The following is a 13,757-nucleotide window of genomic DNA, read 5'->3' as shown; positions in this document are numbered from 1 at the left end:
TCTTAGCGGCGCAGACGCGTTTAGCAATGTTTTGCCTGTAAAGAAATGTCTGACGGCGGTATTGATGACGGCCGTTTACAGGTATCATAAGCACAATCCTGCGCTTTTCGCCGGGTATGACGATTTTCTACACAGCGAAGGACAGGTGATATGCAACCTTTGAGTGGTCCGGGCACCCCGATCGCCAGCGATCGTTCCCCTAGCCCGGACAAAACCACAGCCACTGACGGTAGTCCGCTCTCCCCGGCACAACGCACAACGCTGGAGAAGCTGGTCGTCAAGATCATGGCGCTCAGCCCGGCCAAGTCCGCAGAGATTTGGGTCACGCTGCGCCACGACCTGCAGACGGACAACAACAGCGAGCTGCTGGCACGCCATTTCCAACCGGCCGAGCAGCTGTTGCAAAACCGTTTGGCGCAGGTGCAGCAAAGCCATGCCAGCCGCCAACTGTTGCAGCAGCTCACCGAACTGTTGCCGCAGGGCAATAACCGCCTGGCCGTCAGCGACTTTATTCGCCAGCAGTTTGGCCATACGGTACTGAGCCAGTTGAGCCATCCGCAGTTAGAGCAGGTACTGAACCTGTTGCAGACCCGCAGCCTGGCCATTCCTCAGCCGCAGCAAACCACCACCAGCGATCGCCCGCTGCTGCCTGCCGAGCACCAGAGCCTGCAACAGCAGGTGACCAAGCTCAGCGCCGCCACCGGCGAATCACCGGTCAAGATCTGGCAGACGCTGTTTGACCTGAGTGGGGTAAAAACCAACGATCCGCTGCCTGCACGCCACTTCCAACTGCTGAACCAGTTTTTGCAGGTGAAGGTCGCGCTGAGTCCGCAGACCGCGCCGACGCTGAACAACCTGCTGGCCGCGCTCAAACAGCCTGCAGACTCGCAAGAACAGCAACAGTTAAATGACTACTGCCAGTCGCGTTTTCACTGCAATGCCAGCGCACCGCTGATCCATCCGCAGATGAGCGATATTATTAACCAGCTGTTTGCACGCCGTCTGGAAAAAGCCGCCCCGGCACAACCGCTGTCCGGCAACCATGCCGAACCGCAGCCGTTGCTCAACCCACTGATTGCCGCCCTGCCCCAACCGCTGCAAAAAGCGCTGAGCAAACCGGCCGTGGCCTTTATCCTGTTTATTCTGGTGCTGGCCCTGGTATTGGCGCTGGTGTTTTAACCCCTCAGGCGCAGCCGCAGTCTTCTCCAATAGCACTTCCCTGCAGCGAGCCCGGCTGTGCACCGGTGGCCAATGGATGGCCATCGCGTAGCCAGAAGTCCAACCCGCCAATCAACTCCTTCACCCGGAATCCTTGCAGCGCCAGCTTGTACGCCCCCTTGGTGGAGCCGTTGCAGCCAATGCCATCACAATACGTGACATAGACTTTATCGCGCGCCAGATGCGCCGTACCGGCCTCGTCCATCAGGCGATGGGGCAAACTGATGGCACCAGGAATATGTCCAGCCGCGTATAGGGCTTCCGCACGGGTATCGATCACCTGGATCTCACTGACGCCGTTGCGCAGATCTTCCGCCACGTCCCACGCATCTGCGTAATAACTCAGCTTCGCGGCCAGATAATCCAGACTCTGCGCCGCCGTCCCCGGTGGAAAGGCCAAAACCAATGAAGATACCGCCATGGAATTCACTCCTGTTGATAAAGACTGATGACAATATTGCCTGATTTTGGTCTTATGTTTGATACCCATTTTCACTCATTGATAAGTCCCATTATGGTCAACGCACTGCTCACCATTTTTCACCTGCCGGAACATGCCGGCGGTACCTTGCGTGAGCGCGTATGCTGCACCCTGCGTCGAGCTATTCATGCCGGAACGTTGCGCTGCGGACAACGTTTACCTTCATCGCGCATATTAGCCGAAGATTTGGGTGTATCACGGGTCACAGCCGAGGCGGCCTACGGTCAACTGGAGGCAGAGGGCTACCTGCAGCGTCGGGTAGGCCAGGGCACCTTTGTGGCGATACGCATAGATAAATCACCAACTGTCAGCAAGGTTACTGCTCAGCCGCGTCTGTCATTGCGTGGCCGACAAATAGTACAAACCGGGGGCTGCCGCGATCCCCAACAGCCCTTGCCCTTTGCCGCCGGTTCACCAGATTTGCGCGCCTTTCCGCTAAAGCTGTGGAAACAGCTCACCGCCCGTCAGTTACGCCTGCGGGGCGAAACCCTGATGCGCTATGGCGATCCACAGGGTTATCTGCCGTTACGCGAGGCGATTGCCGGTTATGTCAGCCAAACGCGTGGCGTTAATTGCGATGCACAACAAGTGTTGGTGCTGACCAGTTCGCAGCAGGCCCTGCAGTTGATTGCCACCCTGCTGTTGGATCACGGCGACAAGGTTTGGCTGGAGGAGCCTGGCTACCGCGGAGCCAGGAACGCCTTTACCAGCGCTGGCGCCGAGCTGGTACCGGTCAGCGTTGATGAGGCCGGGATGCGGCCGGATGAACAACTGCCCGCGCCGCGACTGATTTACCTGACGCCATCACACCAATACCCTACCGGCGTGGCGCTCAGCCTGACACGCAGGCTCGAATTGCTGGCTTTGGCTCAACGACAGCAAGCATGGATTATTGAAGATGACTACAACAGCGAGTTTCACTATGACGGCCAGCCCATGCCGGCGATGCAAGGGCTGGACCGGCACGGTAACGTGCTTTATCTGGGCACCTTTTCCAAGGCGCTGTTTCCTTCGTTGAGGCTGGCATATTTGATCGTTCCCCCGATGCTGGTAGATGCTTTTACCACTGCCCGTACGGTTTACGACGGCCACAACGCCCAACTGATGCAGGCGGTGACCGCCGAGTTTATCCAGCAAGGGCATTTTGCCGCGCATATCCGCTATATGCGTCAGTTGTACCGCAGTCGTCGTGACAGGTTATTGGAGGAGGTGCAGGAAAAAATGGGGCATTTTGCCACCCCACAATCGGCAAGTGGCGGATTGCAACTCAGCGTTTGGCTGCCGCCCGGTCAGGAGGAGGCTCTCTCCCGTCAGGCGCAACGCCTGGGTGTCGTGACGCCGGGGCTGGCGGCGCACTATCTCACGCCAGCCGGGCGACGCGACGGTTGGCTGTTGGGCTTTTCTGCCCTGACACCGGGTGAAATCCGTGCCGCCATCGAACGGCTGGCACGGATCTCCCCCGCTTAAGCTGACAACACCGTTTGCGATTAAATTACTGCTCGGTCAGCCGCAGTTCGGCAACCACCGGCAGGTGATCGCTGACCGCCGGCCAATGAATACCATTCCAGTCGCCGCTGGCGTTCGGCACCGTCAGGCTGTCCAGGTGCCAGCGCTGAGCATTGCCGCTAAAAATATAGTCGACCTTGATTTCGGCGTTTTCCGCCGGCCAACTGCGGCCATCTTGCGCGCTGGGCATGATGTCGTTCCAGTAACGGCTGAGTTCGGTCCAGGTGACGCTGCCCGGGACGTCGTTCATATCGCCAAACAACAGCTTGATACCGCGCATCTCGATAGTGCGATCGTTCAACTCACGCACCTGATCCAAACGCATGGCAGGATCTTCCTTGGTGTCCAGATGGGTATTGATCAGGGTGATCGGGGCCGGGAATTCAGGCACGTCAGTCTGGGCACTGAAGGCAATGCGCTGTTCACGCTGGCCGGAAGGGAGCGGGTAAATCTTGCTGTCATGCAGCGGGTATTTTGACAGGAACGCCAGGCCATATTCACCGCCGTCAAAGTCAATCGCGCGCCCAAAGACCACGTGCATACCGGTCAGCTTGGCCAGCTCTTCAGCCTGATCCAATTTACCGCTGCGGCCGGTCAGCTTGTCCACTTCCTGCAGCGCCACCACGTCGACGTTCATCGCCTTGATCGCCTTGGCGATAGCGGTCATGTCACTGACCTTACCGGCGGCAATATTAAAGCTGGCGACGCGGATCTTCGGTGCCTGCTCCAGGCTATAGGTTTTGTTCTTCAGGCCACCAAGCGCGCTGGCCACTTCGCGGCTATTGGCGTTGCTGTTGGCATGACCGCCGTCTGTGGAAGACCAGGCGGTCTGAGATATTCCCAGGGATAACAAAGTAATAAGCAAAGCATGACGTGAGCGCATGAATTCTCCTTTTAAGGTTAAGATTTTTTGTTGGGGCACCCGCTCCCCACAGCTAACAACGATTTTGCCGCAGTTACCCGCGACTATTTCCTAGTTGTGCCGCTATTTTTTTATTCTGCGCGGCATCTCGCATTCCGACAGCCGAAGTATTGCACCATTGGACAACCGGCTGATTTACCTTTAAAACCGATAGACCGCTTACCGAGAGGAACCCGCATGACCAGCGCCATAGCCGAACAGCTCACCGAACGTTTCTTCCGCTATCTGGCGGTGACCAGCCAGAGCGATGCCGCCGTTGCCACCCTGCCCAGCACGCCGGGCCAGCATGATATGGCCAAGCTGCTGGCAGCCGAACTGCGCCAGTTGGGGATGAAAGACGTTCAAATTGATGAGCACGCCACCGTCACCGCACGCAAGCCCGGTAACCAGCCAGGTGCACCGCGCATCGGTTTTATTACCCATATCGATACCGTTGACGTCGGCCTGTCAGCGCATATTCATCCGCAGCGCCTGCGCTTTAGCGGCCAGGATCTGTGCCTGAACGCAGAACACGACATCTGGCTGCGCACCGCCGAGCACCCGGAGATCCTGGCCTATCCGAATGAAGAGATTATTTTCAGCGACGGAACCAGCGTGCTCGGTGCCGATAACAAGGCGGCGGTGACGGTGGTGATGACCCTGCTGGCGAACCTGAGTGCCACCGACCGCCACGGCGATATTCTGGTGGCCTTTGTGCCGGATGAAGAAATTGGCCTGCGCGGTGCCAAAGCACTGGATCTGGCGCGCTTTGACGTTGATTTCGCCTATACCATCGACTGCTGCGAACTGGGCGAAGTGGTGTATGAAAACTTCAATGCGGCGGCGGCGGAGATCCGCATTGAGGGAGTGACCGCTCACCCGATGTCAGCCAAGAACGTGCTGATCAACCCGATTCGCATCGCCAATGACATTATCAACCAGTTCGACAGCCAGGATACGCCGGAGCATACCGAAGGACGTGAAGGCTACTTCTGGTTCAACGACATGACGGCCAATGCCAACCTCGCCACGCTGAAAGTGTCGATCCGCGATTTTGATCTGGCGAGTTTCAATGCGCGTAAAGAGCGCATTCAGCAAGTGGTGCAGCAGGTGGCGGCAAACTACCCGCGGGCCTGGGTCAGCTGCAACGTCACGGATATCTACAGCAATATCAGCAACTCTATCGGTGAAGACAAACGTGCCATCGAACTGATTTTCGGCGCCCTCGCCGCCCATGGTATTCCACCAAAGGTGATACCAATGCGCGGTGGCACCGACGGTGCGGCGCTATCCAGCCGCGGTCTGGTGACCCCCAACTACTTTACCGGCGCGCACAATTTCCACTCTCGCTTTGAGTTTCTGCCGATCAGCGCCTTTGTGAAGTCCTATCAGGTCACCCGCAGTATTTGTTTGCTGGCGGCTCGCGGTTAACGGCCACACCAACAGAGAGCGGTATTTCATACAAAAATACCGCTCTTAGGCCAACAGCCAGCCAAGCAACCCACCCCACGCCAGCAGTGGCAGCGAGTAGTAATGGAATTTCAGCCAGATTTTTCGCTCACCCGCCATCCGCAGTGCAATCAAATTGGCCAGTGAGCCGATCGCCAGGCCAAAACCACCGGCGTTCACCGCATAGGCCAACAGTTGGCTGGAAGGTACATAGTTGAGCAGTAAAATGGTCGCCGGTACGTTACTGATCACCTGTGACAGGCCGATTCCCAGGGCATAAATACCGCCCTCACTTAGCCTGGTAATGTCAGCAAACCAGGGCTGGACGGCCCCGAGCCGGGTGAACAACCCCACGTCGATAAACATGGCGATAAAGACAAAAATCAGGCTCCAGTCGATCTGCAGCAACACCCGGCGCGCCAGCAGTAAAAAACCGGCGAATACCGCCAACAGGCCGTACAGCGGCAGGTCAATATCCAGACACAGCAGAAAAATCACGTACAACGCCACGCAACTCAGCAACAGACGTCGCTGATAAGGATAGCCTTCGGTGTGCGGGGCTTTAACGATATCCCGCGCCGGGAAACTGAACCAGGTCAACAACAGCAGGCTGGCCAGCATCGCTGCGCCAAAGGGGGCCATCTGGGCAATAAAACCCAGGAAGGACAATGAGGATTTACTCCACAGCAAAATGTTCTGCGGATTGCCAATCGGCGTCAGCAGCGAGCCGGCATTGACCGCCAGCGCCTGGAAGATAATCAGCCGGCTAATCGGCAGCGAAGACAATTTTTTCAGCGTGATGGTCAGCGGAATGACAATAAACAGCGCCACGTCGTTGGTCAGAAATGACGACAGTAGCGCGGCAGAAAACACCAAAAACAGTGCCAGCCGCCGTTCGCTGTACAGCGTGTTGACGATCTTGCGGCCGATAAAATCAAAATAGCCGCTGACCTCAACCCCCTTGGTCAATAGCATCAGGCCCAGCAGAGTAATAATGGTTCGCCAGTCGATAAAACCGCCGATCGCAGGCAGTTGCTGCGGATTAACGGCCGCCATCAACACGCCGGCCAACAGCAGAATATGTAAAAAACGATCTTTCAGGAACGGCTGAACCAAGCGTGAAACGGCGTTTGAACTCATGTTGAGCGCTTCAAAAAACAACCAAGGGTCGGGAGCCAGAAGTTAGCCCAAGCACGACGGGAACGCCAGCAAAATGCTATTTTACCTTTATCTGCTTTTCATTCGCCGCGCTTTACTCTATTTGTAGCGCCTTTCCCTGTTTTAAAGGATTTATTTATGGCTAACGTTTTCGCCAAAGGCCTGTTGCTGAGTCTCGTGCTCGGCTTGCTGACCGCCTGTAATGACCAGAACTCCCGCCCGCAGACGGACATCGACGGTAAAACCATGGGGACCTTCTACAGCGTCAAGGTCAGCGGTGACATGGCAATCAATAAACAGCAGTTGCAACAGCAGATCGACGCCGTGCTGGAACGGGCCAACGACGATATCTCCACCTACCGCAATGATTCGGTACTGTCGCGCTTTAATCAGACCCGCAGCGCCGATCCACAGCCGATCCCACGCGGTATGGCGGACATTATCCTGATGGCTCAACGCATCGGCCGCGATACTCAGGGCGCGATGAATATTACCGTCGGTCCGTTGGTCAATTTGTGGGGCTTTGGCCCGGATAAACGGGTGGTCAAGGTGCCGAGCCAGCAGCAAATAGAAGCTGCGCAAAAGAATGTCGGCCTGCAGCATCTGAAGCTGATCAGTGACGATCGCGGTGAGTGGCTGCAAAAAGACCTGCCGGAGATGTATGTCGATCTCTCAACCCTGGGAGAAGGCTATGGCGTTGACCAGTTGGTGCAGTTGATGGCGCGCAACGGCATCACCAACTATCTGGTCTCGGTCGGCGGTGCGGTTTCCTCACGCGGCGTTAACGGCCAGGGCAAAGCCTGGCGGGTGGCGATCCAAAAACCGACCGACCGCGAAAATGCGGTGCAGGCCCTGGTGGATCTGCAAGGGTATGGCATCAGCACCGCCGGCAGCTACCGCAACTATTTCGAACAGGATGGACAGCGTTATTCGCACGTGATTGATCCCACTACCGGCCGACCTATTACCCACCGTCTGGTGTCCGCCACGGTGATAGCTCCGACCGCGCTGGAAGCCGACGGTTGGGATACCGGGCTGATGGTGCTGGGAACGGAAAAAGCACTGAAACTGGCGGAGGATAAAGGGCTGGCGGTGTATTTGATCAGCAAAACCGACCAGGGATTCAGCGCCGTCATGACGCCGCAGTTTAAAGCGTTTCTGGTGAAATAGTTTCTGGTTCAGTAATAAGGGGCGCAGTTCAATACCGCGCCCCGCTCCGTCATCCTTTACGGTGCAACAGCAAATAAACCACCGGAACCACCAGCATCGACAACAAGGGTGCGCTGACCATCCCGCCAATCATCGGTGCCGCAATGCGCCGCATCACCTCAGAACCGGCGCCATCGCCCCACATGATCGGTAACAACCCGGCCATGATGGTGGCGACGGTCATCACTTTTGGCCGCACGCGCAGTACCGCCCCCTCACTGATGGCCGCCATCAGTTGTTGCTGGGTGAGCGGCTGCCCTGGCTGACGGTGTTTTTCCAACGCGTGATTCAGATACAGCACCATAATCACGCCGAACTCCGCCGCCACCCCGGACAGGGCAATAAAGCCAACCGCCCCGGCCACCGAAAGGTTGTAGTCCAACAGGTACAGCAGCCACACGCCGCCGATCAGTGCGAAGGGCAGCGTCGCCATGATCAGCAGCGCATCTCGCACGCTGCTGAAGGTGACAAACAGCAAGACGAAAATGATCGCCAGTGTCACCGGCAGCACGATTTTCAGCTGGGCGCTGGCGCGTTCCAGATATTCAAATTGCCCGGACCAGCCCAATGATACCCCGGCCGGCAGCTTGACCTGCTGCGCGACCGCCTGCTGCATCTCTTCCACCGCCGATTTGAGATCGCGCCCGCGCAGATCGACATAAATCCAGTTGGAAAGCCGCGCATTCTCACTCTTCAACATTGGCGGCCCTTCGGTCACCCGAATGTCTGCCAACATTGATAATGGCACCTGGCCCCCGCTGGCAGTCAGGACCGGCAACGCCTGCAGTTGTTGCACCGAATCACGGATTTCACGCGGGTAACGCACATTGATCGGATAACGCGCGCGCCCCTCAATGGTTTCGCCAATGTTTTCGCCCCCCACCAACGTCGCCACCATAGATTGAAGTTCTTTAACCGAAACGCCGTAGCGTGCCGCCCGCTGACGGTCGATATCAATATCCACGTAACGGCCGCCGGTAATACGCTCCGCCAGCGCCGAGGTAACGCCCGGAACCCGCTTCACCACCTGCTCAATCTGCCCGGAAATCCGCTCGATATCGGCCATGTTATTGCCGTTCACCTTGATGCCGACCGGACTTTTTATGCCGGTGGCCAACATATCCAGTCTATTACGGATAGGGGGAACCCACACGTTGGCTATCCCCGGTACCTTGACCACGCTGTCCAATTCCGCCACCAGCTTGTCCATGGTCATCCCCGGCCGCCATTGGTCACGCGGCTTGAAACGTATGGTGGTTTCCAGCATGGTCAGCGGTGCCGGGTCGGTAGCGGTTTCCGCCCGCCCCGCCTTGCCAAATACCGTCGCCACTTCCGGCACGGTTTTGATCAACCGGTCGGTCAGTTGCAGCAGCCTGCTGGCTTCGCGCGCCGACATGCCCGGCAATGACGATGGCATATACAACAGATCGCCTTCATCGAGCTGCGGCATAAATTCACTGCCCAGGCGGCTAAGTGGATACAAGGTTAACAACAGCAGCAACAACGAAACCCCGAGCGTGGTTTTCGGCCGTGCCAACACCGCCGCCAGCACCGGCTGGTACAGACGGATCAGCCAGCGATTGATCGGGTTGGCATGCTCGTCGGGAATGCGACCACGGATGAAGTAGCCCATCAGCACCGGCACCAACGTAATCCCCAGCCCAGCCGCCACCGCCATGGCATAGGTTTTGGTGTAGGCCAGCGGAGAGAACATCCGCCCTTCCTGCGCCTGCAGCGTGAACACCGGAATGAAGGACAGTGTGATGATCAGCAGGCTGCAAAACAGCGCCGGCCCCACTTCTACCGCCGCCTGCTCCGAAATGCGCCAGTAATCTGCCGACGTCGGTTGTTGCCCAGGGTGGCGTTGTCGCCACTGCTCCAGCACCTTATGCATGTTCTCGATCATGACGATCGCCGCATCCACCATCGCCCCTATCGCTATGGCGATCCCGCCCAACGACATGATGTTGGCGTTCACCCCCTGATAATGCATCACCACAAAGGCACCGAGAATGCCGAGTGGCAGCGTGATCATCGCCACCAGCGCCGAACGGAAATGGAACAGGAACAGGGTGCAGACCAGAGCCACCACGATAAACTCTTCCAGCAGCTTGTGGGACAAGGTTTCGATGGCGTGTTCGATCAACTGAGAGCGATCGTAAACCGTGACGATTTCTACCCCCGGCGGCAGAGTCTGCTGAATCTCCTGCAACTTCACCTTCAGCGCGTTGATGGTTTCCAGCGCATTCTTGCCGTAACGCATCACCACAATGCCGCCCGCCACTTCCCCTTCCCCGTTCAACTCCGCCACGCCACGGCGGATCTCCGGCCCTTCACGCAGCGTCGCCACCTGTGACAGCAGGATAGGTACACCGTCGCGCACGGTGATCACCACGTTGGCAAAATCACTCAGCTTTTTCAGGTAGCCCGAGGTCCGCACCATATATTCCGCTTCGCCCATTTCCAGCAGCGCCCCGCCTCCTTCCTGGTTGGCGTCCTGGATGGCCGTCACCACCTGTTGATGAGTGATATTCAGCGCACGCAGGCTTTGCGGATCCAACACCACCTGATACTGACGCACCATGCCGCCCACGCTGGCCACTTCCGCCACGTTGGGGACGGTTTTAAGCTCAAACTTCAGCGTCCAGTCTTGCAGCGCACGCAGGTCGGCCAGGCTGTGTTTGCCGCTTTTATCCACCAGGGCATATTCGTACACCCAACCCACACCGGTGGCATCCGGCCCCAGCGCCACCTTCACCTGTTCAGGCAATGAAGATTGCACCTGGCTCAGCGACTCCAGCACCCGTGAACGCGCCCAGTAAAGATCGGTGCCATCCTCAAACAGCACGTAGACGTAGGCGTCGCCAAACATGGAAAAGCCCCGCACCGTTTTAGCCCCCGGCACCGTCAACAAGTTGGTGGTCAGCGGATAGGTGACCTGATCTTCAATCACCTGCGGTGCCTTGCCTGGGTAAGTGGCACGGACGATCACCTGCACGTCAGACAAGTCCGGCAGGGCATCCAGCGGTGCTTTCTGCAAAGCCCAAACACCCCAGCCGGCCAACAACACCGAAGCCAGTAGCACCAGCAGCCGATTACGCAGCGACCAGCGGATCACTAATGCAATCATAAGTGGCCTCCGTGTTCAGCACTGGCCGGCAGGACCTGGCTGATATGCGAACCGCTGTCGTCGACGCTAAAGCGGATTTTCACCCGGTCGCCTGGCTTGATAGCTGCCGGTAATCCCCCCGGCGGCAAAGCAAAATCCATGGTCATCGCCGGCCACTGCAATTCCGGCACCGGCCCGTGGGATAGCGTCATGCTGTCGCCATTCAACGCCTTAATCACTCCCTCGGCCTGATACTGTTTAACCTCGGTTTCCGCCGCCATCTGCGGCAAGGCACTGCGCATGCTGGCCTCGGAGTCGATCAGGAACTGACCGGAGGTCACGACCTGCTGCCCGGCGTTCAGCCCACGTTTGATTTCCACCCAGCCGTCCTGGGCGCGCCCGGCCACCACCTCAACCGGCGTGAAATGACCATTACCTTCGGCGATCAATACCCGATTACGATCGCCACTGCCAATCAGCGCCTCCTGCGGGATTGCCAGCACCGGTTTACCGACGCGGCTCTGCGACAGCGTCAGTTGCAGGTACATGCCCGGCCGCAGCTTTTGTTGAGGATTTTTCAACAGGATCCGCGCTTTAAAGGTTCGGGTCAGCGGATCGACATTGGCCAGCAGTTCGCTCACCTCGCCTTCAAAGCGTTCTCCAGGCCAACTGGCGGAGTTGGCTTCCACCTTGTCCCCCACCTTCAGCAACCCGGCTTGCGCCTGCGGATAATCAGCCACGATCCACACCGGATCGAGACTGGCAAGTTCGAATAGCCCCTGCGCCGCAGTCACCTGCGCGCCTTCGAGCACGCTGAGCTTGTTCACATAACCGCTTTCCGGCGCCACTATCGTAATGCGGGGCTCGGGTTTACCCGTGCGCTCTACCTGCCGAATCACCGCTTCGGGCATAAACAGCAGTTGCAACCGCTGACGAGCAGCCGCAGTCAATGCGCGGTCACCCAGTTGGCGTATCGCCAGATACTCCTGCTGCGCCGCGCTCCAGTCAGGGATCCATAACTGTGCCAGCGCTTCGCCTTTTTTCACCTGCTGTTGGCTGGCACGGACATAGAGTTTTTCCACCAGCCCATTGGCGCGGGCGGCAATAATCTGCACCCCACGTTCATCGGTGGCCACGCTGCCAAAAGCGTTAAGCTGCGGATCCAGCGGACGTAACTGGGCAGTCTCGATACGCACCCCCAGGTTCTGCTGCTGGCGTGCGCTGATGGTCACACCGCCCTCCGTCTCGGCCTCATCGGCATAGCGCGGCACCAGTTGCATATCCATAAAAGGCGATTTCCCCGGCTTATCAAAACGCTGGGCAGGCATCATCGGATCGTACCAATACAGTACCTGCCGTTCACTTTTGTCCACCTGCGGTGCGGTTTCACCCGACGCGCCAAACCAGTATCCGGCCAGCCCACCACCGATTAACGCCGCTAACAGCGCCAGCTTAAATGGCATTTTCATTGCATCGACTCCTGAGGGGTGAGATAGCGGATAGCGGCCCAAATCTGTGCCAGTCCGCGAGCGGCCTTACCGGCGCTGAGACGGCTGTCAAGCAGCGCCCGTCTTGCTTCCAGCACCGCAGACAAGTCGCTTTTACCGCTGCGATATTGCGCCAACAGCAAGCTCACTCGCTGTTGCTGCAGGGGGATCGCCTGTTGTTGCTGACGCTGCCATTGCGCCTGCGCCGCCTGATACTGTGCCAACAGCGTGTCGAGCTGCGCCTGATGATCGCGGATCAACAACGTCAGCCGATCGTTGGCCTCCATGTTGCGCGACACATCAGCGGCGTAGTCCTTGTCCTGCCGTTGCGAGCGGAACAGCGGCAGATCGACGGTAAACATCACCCCAGCCAGATCCTCGTAGTCATCGGCGCGCTTGCCGTAATACACCTCTACGCCGACATCCGGTATGGCTGCCACCTCTGACTGCGCCGAACGCGCCTTGGCTACGTCGGCCTCACGGCTGGCCTGCAGCACCTCGGGATGCTGCCTGATCGCCTGCCGCAAGACGTCGCTGTCGGCCGGCAAACGTTCAAAGCGCGGCAGGGTTCCGGCGGTATCCGTCGCCGCCAGACCGGTCAGTTGTGTCAGGCGTGCCTGAGCCACCGCGACGTCACGCTGCGCCTCGCTGATACGATCCTGCATGGCCAACAGCGTCAGTCTGGCGTCCAGCACGCCGCTGGCAGGAGTACCACCACCGGCCACGCCAGCATGCTGAGTGGCGATTTGACGCTCACTCTCCGTGACCAGGGCAGTGGCATCGCGCAAGGTTTGCCGACTCAGCGCCAGTTCCAGCCACGCCTGCGCGGTTTGCTGCTGCAGACGAGCTCGGATGGTGGCACTGCCGGCGTCCGTCTGGCTGGCTTCGGCGCGCAGGGTATCCGCCTTACGTTGGCGTTTAGTGCTGCTGACGTAATCCTGCATGATGCCGACACGCCCCATCGTCATGCCTTCACGGGTGAAGCGCCGGGCGTTTCCACCCTGCACCGGTACGTTTTCAATACCGAACTTCAGCTTGGGATCGGGCAATTGCATCGCCGAATCCGCCATGTTCTCCAACGCATTCACCTGGTGTCGATTCGCCGATAGCTCGGCCGAATAACGCTCGGCGGCCGTCAGCGACTGTTGCAACGTCAACTCCGCCGCCTGACTGGCCGGTGCCCAACAGGCAAGCAGCAGCCAGCCCACCCGCCAAGGGTGAGAAAGGATAATGGTCATG

10 protein-coding genes are annotated in these 13,757 nt (G+C 58.4%); 4 read left to right on the top strand and 6 right to left on the bottom strand.

The window, feature by feature from the left end:
- Positions 1-150 precede the first annotated feature (150 nt).
- Positions 151-1,179 carry a flagella biosynthesis regulator Flk gene (gene flk, locus OC597_RS17130; RefSeq protein ID WP_262209720.1) on the top strand — a complete coding sequence of 343 codons (1,029 nt, stop codon included), beginning with the start codon at positions 151-153 and terminating at the stop codon, positions 1,177-1,179.
- A gap of 4 nt (positions 1,180-1,183) precedes the next feature.
- Here flk and OC597_RS17125 read toward each other — a convergent pair whose 3' ends face one another.
- Positions 1,184-1,639 carry a rhodanese-like domain-containing protein gene (locus OC597_RS17125; RefSeq protein ID WP_262209719.1) on the bottom strand — a complete coding sequence of 152 codons (456 nt, stop codon included), beginning with the start codon at positions 1,637-1,639 and terminating at the stop codon, positions 1,184-1,186.
- Positions 1,640-1,666: 27 nt separating this feature from the next.
- Here OC597_RS17125 and pdxR point away from each other — a divergent pair, with 27 nt between their 5' ends.
- Positions 1,667-3,166 (top strand): MocR-like pyridoxine biosynthesis transcription factor PdxR, encoded by a 1,500-nt coding sequence (gene pdxR / locus OC597_RS17120; protein ID WP_262209717.1) that lies wholly within the window; start codon positions 1,667-1,669, stop codon positions 3,164-3,166.
- A 25-nt stretch (positions 3,167-3,191) separates the two neighbouring features.
- Here pdxR and OC597_RS17115 read toward each other — a convergent pair whose 3' ends face one another.
- Positions 3,192-4,088: an endonuclease/exonuclease/phosphatase family protein gene (locus OC597_RS17115; RefSeq protein WP_261462093.1), complete on the bottom strand. Its 897-nt coding sequence runs from the start codon at positions 4,086-4,088 to the stop codon at positions 3,192-3,194.
- A gap of 216 nt (positions 4,089-4,304) precedes the next feature.
- Here OC597_RS17115 and pepT point away from each other — a divergent pair, with 216 nt between their 5' ends.
- A complete protein-coding gene (pepT, locus tag OC597_RS17110; protein ID WP_262209715.1) occupies positions 4,305-5,537 on the top strand; it encodes a peptidase T in 1,233 nt (410 codons plus the stop codon).
- Between the two features lie 45 nt (positions 5,538-5,582).
- Here the strand turns inward: pepT and OC597_RS17105 are convergent, their stop codons facing one another.
- Positions 5,583-6,695, bottom strand: coding sequence for an SLC13 family permease (locus tag OC597_RS17105; protein WP_261425394.1), 1,113 nt, complete (start codon positions 6,693-6,695; stop codon positions 5,583-5,585).
- 156 nt (positions 6,696-6,851) lie between these two features.
- Between OC597_RS17105 and apbE the strand changes: the two genes are divergently transcribed.
- A complete protein-coding gene (gene apbE / locus OC597_RS17100; protein ID WP_261258308.1) occupies positions 6,852-7,883 on the top strand; it encodes an FAD:protein FMN transferase ApbE in 1,032 nt (343 codons plus the stop codon).
- A 49-nt stretch (positions 7,884-7,932) separates the two neighbouring features.
- Here apbE and OC597_RS17095 read toward each other — a convergent pair whose 3' ends face one another.
- From OC597_RS17095 to OC597_RS17085, 3 genes are read right to left on the bottom strand one after another with little or no spacing between them, the layout of a single operon-like run.
- The gene (locus OC597_RS17095; protein ID WP_261258310.1) at positions 7,933-11,052 is read right to left on the bottom strand and encodes an efflux RND transporter permease subunit; all 3,120 of its coding nucleotides are present in this window, start codon (positions 11,050-11,052) and stop codon (positions 7,933-7,935) included.
- Positions 11,049-12,500 carry an efflux RND transporter periplasmic adaptor subunit gene (locus OC597_RS17090; RefSeq protein WP_262209712.1) on the bottom strand — a complete coding sequence of 484 codons (1,452 nt, stop codon included), beginning with the start codon at positions 12,498-12,500 and terminating at the stop codon, positions 11,049-11,051. The genes OC597_RS17095 and OC597_RS17090 overlap by 4 nt, the downstream gene beginning before the upstream one ends.
- A complete protein-coding gene (locus OC597_RS17085; RefSeq protein WP_261285067.1) occupies positions 12,497-13,756 on the bottom strand; it encodes a TolC family protein in 1,260 nt (419 codons plus the stop codon). The genes OC597_RS17090 and OC597_RS17085 overlap by 4 nt, the downstream gene beginning before the upstream one ends.
- Position 13,757: the final 1 nt, after the last annotated feature.

Source organism: Serratia proteamaculans, assembly GCF_946227095.1.
GTDB lineage: Bacteria > Pseudomonadota > Gammaproteobacteria > Enterobacterales > Enterobacteriaceae > Serratia > Serratia proteamaculans_E.
Note: the sequence above shows the minus strand (reverse complement) of the source record. Positions and strands in the feature narration are given on the sequence as shown.

Bases quoted from the DNA above. Each gene is read 5' to 3' on its own strand.
- OC597_RS17115 (WP_261462093.1), bottom strand. From the start codon at position 4,088: ATGCGCTCACGTCATGCTTTGCTTATTACTTTGTTATCCCTGGGAATA.
- pdxR (WP_262209717.1), top strand. From the start codon at position 1,667: ATGACAATATTGCCTGATTTTGGTCTTATGTTTGATACCCATTTTCAC.
- OC597_RS17090 (WP_262209712.1), bottom strand. From the start codon at position 12,500: ATGAAAATGCCATTTAAGCTGGCGCTGTTAGCGGCGTTAATCGGTGGT.
- pepT (WP_262209715.1), top strand. From the start codon at position 4,305: ATGACCAGCGCCATAGCCGAACAGCTCACCGAACGTTTCTTCCGCTAT.
- flk (WP_262209720.1), top strand. From the start codon at position 151: ATGCAACCTTTGAGTGGTCCGGGCACCCCGATCGCCAGCGATCGTTCC.
- OC597_RS17105 (WP_261425394.1), bottom strand. From the start codon at position 6,695: ATGAGTTCAAACGCCGTTTCACGCTTGGTTCAGCCGTTCCTGAAAGAT.
- apbE (WP_261258308.1), top strand. From the start codon at position 6,852: ATGGCTAACGTTTTCGCCAAAGGCCTGTTGCTGAGTCTCGTGCTCGGC.
- OC597_RS17085 (WP_261285067.1), bottom strand. From the start codon at position 13,756: ATGACCATTATCCTTTCTCACCCTTGGCGGGTGGGCTGGCTGCTGCTT.
- OC597_RS17095 (WP_261258310.1), bottom strand. From the start codon at position 11,052: ATGATTGCATTAGTGATCCGCTGGTCGCTGCGTAATCGGCTGCTGGTG.
- OC597_RS17125 (WP_262209719.1), bottom strand. From the start codon at position 1,639: ATGGCGGTATCTTCATTGGTTTTGGCCTTTCCACCGGGGACGGCGGCG.